This is a genomic window from uncultured Olegusella sp. (assembly GCF_947253395.1).
Taxonomy (GTDB): Bacteria; Actinomycetota; Coriobacteriia; order Coriobacteriales; family Atopobiaceae; genus Olegusella.
The window spans coordinates 1-5559 of the sequence record NZ_CAMXYY010000093.1; the positions used below are offsets into that span (position 1 = coordinate 1).

Consider the following 5559-nt stretch of genomic DNA (forward strand, 5'->3'; position numbering starts at 1 on the left):
CAGGCTTTTGAGCCAGTCTTGGTTGAGGGCAAAGCAATTCATTTGCACCCGCTCGTTTGCGCACCCTTTAACGCTGACTTCGACGGCGACCAGATGTCTGTTCATGTGCCTCTGTCTACTCAGGCACAGGCTGAGGCTCGCGTCTTGATGTTGTCCTCTAACAACCTGCGCTCTCCTGCATCGGGCAAGGTGCTGACCGTTCCTTCTCAGGATATGGTCTTTGGTGTGTACTATCTCACCACCTCAGACGAGCTGCCCGCAGGTGAAGAACCACATGTTTATGCCAACTTTGAGGACGTTTTGGCTGCCTATGATGGCAATCCCGATATGGATCTTCACAAGCCTATTGTGGTGCGCATTGATGCTGCGGATGCCAATATCGAAGAGGGCGACAAAGAGATCTTCCGCGTCATGACCTCCAAGAAGAGTTTTGAGGAATATGACGTCAGCGAACATGCTGAGCGCTTTGAGACCACGGTTGGTCGTGTCGTCTTCAACCGTCAGTGTCTGCCGCCTGATTATCCTTACATGAACTACAAGATGGTAAAAGGTGACATCTCTGCTTTGGTTAACGATTGCTGCGATCGTTATAGCACCGCTGCTGTTGAATCAATCTTGGATGCCATCAAGGCTACTGGTTTTCATTACGCTACTCGCGCGGGCTTGACCATCTCCGTTTGGGATGCCGTTATTCCTGAGGATAAGCCTGAGGTTTTGGCCGAGACACAGGAGCGCGTCAACACCATTAATGAGCGCTATGAGGACGGTTTCTTGACCGAGCTCGAGCGACACAATGAGGTTGTTAATGCGTGGACTGCTTGTACTGAGCAGTTGGGTACCGAGATGCTTGAGGGCTTCTCTGGTGATAACCCCATCTATATGATGGCGGACTCAGGTGCTCGAGGCTCCAAGACGCAGCTCCGCCAGCTTGCGGGTATGCGAGGTCTGATGGCAGATATGTCTGGTGAGACAATCGACCTGCCCATTAAGTCCAACTTCCGTGAAGGCCTGGAGCCCTTGGAGTACTTTATCTCTACCTATGGCGCTCGTAAGGGTCTGGTAGACACCGCATCTCATACCTCCGACTCGGGTTACTTGACTCGTCGTTTGATTGACGTTGCTCAAGATGTTATTGTCCGCGAGGTGGATTGTGGTACCGATGAGGCGGTTTCTTATAACCTCATCAAGCCAGGAGAGAGTGCGGTTGACACCGACCTTGTTGGCCGCTGCGCGCTCAATGACATCACTGCTGCCGATACGGGTGAGGTTATTGTTGCTGCTGGCGAATATGTCGAGTCTGTCGCCCAGCTCCAGCGTATGTATGACTCTGGCCTGCGCAAAGTTGAGCTTCGCGCTCTGCTTACCTGCAAGTCTAAGTATGGTGTTTGCCAGAAGTGCTATGGCTGGGATCTGTCCACCCGTCGTCCTGTCAACATCGGTACGGCAGTTGGCATCATTGCCGCTCAGTCCATTGGTGAGCCGGGTACTCAGCTGACCATGCGTACCATTCACTCTGGTGGTGTTGCTGGTGCGGACGATATTACGCAGGGTCTTCCTACGGTTGCCCGCATGTTTGACGTGGTTGGCAATGTCAACGAGAAGATTTTGGGCCGTGAGGCAGACCTGGCTCCATACTCTGGTCGTCTGCACATTACGCCCGAGCAGACCGAATACCTTATCCAGCTGCTGGATCTTGATGACGAGACTCGCGTGCTGGAGGAGTGGCGCGTGCCTGCCTCTGCTCGCTTCATGCCTGGTATGGAAGATGGCGTAGTTGTGCGTGCTGGTGACCAGATTACGCGCGGCTTTGTTAACTTCCGTAAGCTTCGTGCGCTCACCGATATTGAGGCAACGATGCACACCTTCGTCAAGTCGGTCAAGGATGTCTATACCTCTCAGGGTGTGGATTTGAACGACAAACATATCGAGGTTATTGCTCGCCAGATGTTGCGTCGCGTCCGCGTCACCAACCCTGGTAGCTCCACGTACTTGCTCGGTCAGTACGTTGATCGCTACGAGTTTGCTGATACCGTACGCAACATTACCTTGGCTGGTGGTGCTGCACCTGAGGCCGAGCCTGTTATTTTGGGTACGCTCAAGGTTGCAAGTACCGTGGATAGCTGGCTTTCCGCTGCTTCCTTCTCGCGCACCGCAGGCATTCTGACTGAGGTTGCCATTGAAGGCGCAACCGATCACCTGCTGGATCTCAAGTCCAACGTTATCATTGGCAAGCGTATTCCCGCAGGTACTGGTCTTGCTGCTTATAACGCGGTCGAGCTTACCTATCATGGTCAAAAGATCGACGGACCTACCTCTCCTATGGCAAATAGTCTGCCTGAGTGGGCTCCCGATACTCTCAAGGGCATTGAGGAGAAGCTGCCCAAGCAGCTCGATTGGGTTGGCGATGACTTTGGCTACGGTGGTGTCTACTCCAAGAACGGCCGCACGCTTTCTAGTGAGGATGCCAAGCTGTATCTCTACGATGATCTGGGTGTGTCGCAGCGCTGGACCAACAAGTTCTCCGAGGTGGGCATTGAGACCGTTGGAGATTTGATTGGCAAAAATGAGGATGACCTGCTGCACATTGATGGTATCGGCGCCAAGGCTATTGAAGAGTTGCGCGAGGGTCTTGAGGCGCGCAATCTTCTTTATATCCTCGAGCCTGACGAGGACGAGGCTGACAGCGAGGACCTCTCTCAGCTGTTCAACATGGTTTTCTCGCCTGATGCTGATGTGATGTTGGGTACTGCTGCACCTGCCACCCCGGGCATTCTTTCCCAAGAGGATTTGATTGGCGGTAGTAGTAGCAGCCAGAGTGATGAGGAAGTCATCAACGAGGATCTTGGTTCTCTGCACGACCTTCTCTCTCAGGTTGAACGCCGCGAGGATGAAGAGTAAGGCAGATCTGCTTGCCTACTCGCTGAGTTTAATAAGTCCGAACTCTGTGTGAGTTGCCTCCCTTTTCTTGGATACGAGAAAAGGGAGGCTTTTTTCATGCAAGATTTGCCCTGCCTGTCAAAAGCCACGTTCCGTTTCAAGCAGAGCAGTCCTGCCTGTCAAAAGCCACGTTCTGTTTCAGAAAAAATGTCAAACGCCACACTTCGTTTCAAAGGGCCTGACGTTTGCCCAGGTAGATTTTTTCTGCGTGAAATGAAACGTGGCTTTTGGCTAAAAAAATGAAATAGAACGTGGCGTTTGACACCCAGAGTGAAATAGAACGTGGCGTTTGACACTTGGGGTGAAATGAAACGTGGCGTTTGACATTCGTGAGAATAAAACAATTGCCATGAATCAAACTGGGCCTTTTTTAACAAGCAAAACCACGCCGCTTGAAGGGCAGATAGGAAAGCAGAACCCACAGATAGGAAAGCAGAGCCTACAGATAGGAAAGCAGAACCCACAGCTTGTGGAAGCTCAATGGAAGAAGTATACGCCCGGATGCGTGGCTTTTTGACAACAGCGGGATTTCAGCGTAAATTTACTCCTTGCGTCAATCCAGGGATGGGGGTGCTGCCCTGCCCTTGAATAAAAATGGCGACGCATACCGCGTTCGCCTTGTAGATTTCGATTGGGTACGAAGGAGAGAGCTTTGTCTACAATCAACCAGCTCGTCCGTCAGGGTCGCGTACAGCAGCATGCTAAGTCCAAAAACGCTGCCCTCCAGCATAATCCCCAGAAGCGCGGTGTTTGCACCCGTGTCTTCACTACCACCCCTAAAAAGCCTAACTCGGCACTTCGTAAGGTGGCTCGTGTCCGTCTTGTCAACGGCATCGAAGTTACAGCTTACATCCCTGGCGAGGGACACAACCTCCAGGAGCACTCCATTGTGTTAATCCGTGGTGGCCGTGTTCGCGACCTTCCTGGTGTTCGCTACAAGATTGTCCGCGGCGCTTATGACTGCGCAGCTGTTCAGAACCGCAAGAAGGCTCGTTCTCGCTATGGCGCAAAGCGCGAAAAGTAGTTTTGAGCCCACGGCTGGAGCCACATCATGCATCCAGCCACTTATTAGCATTCGTTTCGTCGCTTAGGAGATTCACATGCCGCGTCGTGCAGCAGCTATTCGTCGTGAGGTCCAGCCTGACGCCGTTTACAACAACCGTCTCGTTACTCAGCTCATCAACAAGGTGCTTCTTGATGGCAAGAAAGCTACCGCTGAGCGCATTGTTTATGGTGCATTTAATCTTGTCCAGGACAAGACTGGCGAGGATGCTCTCGCAGTCTTCAAGAAGGCTATGGACAACATCCGCCCGACCCTTGAGGTCAAACCCAAGCGCGTTGGTGGCGCTACCTATCAGGTGCCTATGGAGGTTAACTCCCGTCGCGCAACCACCCTTGCTATCCGCTGGATGGTCAATTTCAGCCGCGCTCGCAAGGAGAAGACCATGGCAGAGCGTCTGGCTGCCGAAATTATTGATGCCTCCAATGGCGTTGGTGCTTCCGTCAAGCGTCGCGAGGATCTTTTCAAGATGGCAGAAGCCAACCGTGCCTTCTCGCACTATCGCTTCTAATCCGCGTCGATAAGATACTGAGGAGCATTCTTTTATGGCTAAAAGCAAATATAGCCTCGAGCAGTTGCGCAACATTGGCATTATGGCGCACATCGACGCAGGTAAGACCACCACTACCGAGCGTATTTTGTATTACACGGGCAAAACCCATAAGATTGGTGAGGTCCACGAGGGCGCAGCAACCATGGACTGGATGAAGCAGGAGCAGGAGCGTGGTGTAACCATTACCTCCGCTGCTACTACGTGCTTCTGGAACGATCACGTCATTCAGATTATTGACACCCCAGGTCACGTTGACTTTACGGCCGAGGTAGAGCGTTCTTTGCGTGTTTTGGATGGCGCGGTTGCTGTCTTTGACGCTGTCGCAGGCGTTCAGCCTCAGTCCGAGACCGTTTGGCGTCAGGCCTCCAACTATGGCGTTCCCCGCATTGCTTTCATCAATAAGTTTGACCGTGTGGGTGCTGACTTCTTCCATGCTATCGATACGATGAAGGAGCGCCTGGGTGCTAATGCCGTTGCAGCTCAGATCCCCATGGGTTCTGAGTCTAGCTTCTGGGGCATCGTTGACCTCGTCACCATGGAGGCATGGGACTTCAAGGAAGATGCCAAGGGCATGATTTATCCTGAGGTTATGGATGCCATTCCCGAGGATTATGTTGAGCTGGCAAATGAGAAGCGCGAAGAGCTGCTTGATGCCGCTTCTAACTACTCCGATGAACTTATGGAAGCAGTCCTTATGGAAGAGCATATCGATGTCGATATGCTCAAGGCGGCCCTCCGTAAAGGCATCCTGTCAAATGATCTAAACCTCGTCTTTGTTGGCTCTGCTTACAAGAATAAGGGCATTCAGGAGCTGCTCGACGCGGTTGTTGACTACCTGCCTAGCCCGCTTGATATCGCTGCGGCTGAGGGTACCAACCCCAAAACTGGCGAGGTTGAGCAGCGCAAAGCTGATTTTAAGGAACCCTTTGCAGCTTTGGCATTCAAGATTATGACCGACCCTTATGTGGGTAAGCTGACCTACTTCCGCGTCTATTCTGGCCGCGCCGAT

The 5559-nt window shown here is 52.4% G+C and carries 5 protein-coding genes; all 5 read left to right on the top strand.

Features of this window, described 5'->3' with window-relative positions:
* The coding region (locus Q0X25_RS06895; RefSeq protein ID WP_298580408.1) for a DNA-directed RNA polymerase subunit beta' at positions 1-2898 on the top strand (2898 nt) is incomplete at its 5' end.
* Positions 2899-3250: 352 nt separating this feature from the next.
* Positions 3251-3454 carry a hypothetical protein gene (locus Q0X25_RS06900; RefSeq protein WP_298580411.1) on the top strand — a complete coding sequence of 68 codons (204 nt, stop codon included), beginning with the start codon at positions 3251-3253 and terminating at the stop codon, positions 3452-3454.
* 135 nt (positions 3455-3589) lie between these two features.
* The gene (gene rpsL / locus Q0X25_RS06905; RefSeq protein ID WP_298580413.1) at positions 3590-3961 is read left to right on the top strand and encodes a 30S ribosomal protein S12; all 372 of its coding nucleotides are present in this window, start codon (positions 3590-3592) and stop codon (positions 3959-3961) included.
* 76 nt (positions 3962-4037) lie between these two features.
* Positions 4038-4508 carry a 30S ribosomal protein S7 gene (gene rpsG / locus Q0X25_RS06910; RefSeq protein WP_298580416.1) on the top strand — a complete coding sequence of 157 codons (471 nt, stop codon included), beginning with the start codon at positions 4038-4040 and terminating at the stop codon, positions 4506-4508.
* A 34-nt stretch (positions 4509-4542) separates the two neighbouring features.
* Positions 4543-5559: translation factor GTPase family protein (locus Q0X25_RS06915; protein WP_298580419.1), on the top strand; the 1017-nt coding region annotated here is incomplete at its 3' end.